Source organism: Halorubrum sp. SS7 (genome assembly GCF_005435055.1).
GTDB classification, from domain to species: Archaea; Halobacteriota; Halobacteria; order Halobacteriales; family Haloferacaceae; genus Halorubrum; species Halorubrum salinarum.
Window position 1 is genome coordinate 1 of record NZ_SGXV01000101.1, and the last position, 577, is coordinate 577.

Below are 577 nucleotides of genomic sequence, written 5' to 3' on the forward strand. Positions count from 1 at the left end.
GTCACTCATTCGGACATCTCTCCGTCGGGTCGCCATATCGTTATGGAGAACATATTCCGGTCCTCTGACGCGATGGCCGATCGCTCGCAGCCGGTAAGATTTCGTTACCGCCTGACTCCGCGCGGATCGCCGACAGCCGGACCGCGGGAACCGAGTCGTCGTCGCGGCGCTCGGGTCGTCGTAAACAATCTCCACGCCTTATGCCCGTACGGCAGGTAGGGAGCCCGATGGAGAACGAGCGGAACGAAGACTCCACTGACTGGGATCAGATCGGGTTCATCATCAGCTCCAAGTACCGAACGGCGGTGCTCGAACAGCTCGTCGACGGCCCGTCGATCCCCTCGTCTATCGCGTCCCGAACTAGTCTCCCGATCACGCACGTCTCGCGGGCGCTGCGCTCCCTCCGGGAGCGCTCGCTCGTCGAACTGCTCGTCTCGAAAGAGAAGCGAAAGGGCCGCATCTACGGCGTCACTGAGGAAGGGAAGCGGCTCTGGGAACGGATCGAGGCCGAGGGGTTGGCCGACTGAGCCTCGACGCGGCCGCGACGGGAACGCTCGGCGCCGTTCTCCGCGCTCTC

1 protein-coding gene is annotated in these 577 nt (G+C 64.1%); it reads left to right on the forward strand.

The window, feature by feature from the left end; all coding sequences use genetic code 11:
• Nucleotides 1–227 precede the first annotated feature (227 nt).
• On the forward strand, nucleotides 228–527 hold the full coding sequence (locus EXE44_RS20915; protein ID WP_092922471.1) for a transcriptional regulator: 300 nt from the start codon (nucleotides 228–230) through the stop codon (nucleotides 525–527).
• The last annotated feature ends 50 nt before the right edge of the window (nucleotides 528–577 follow it).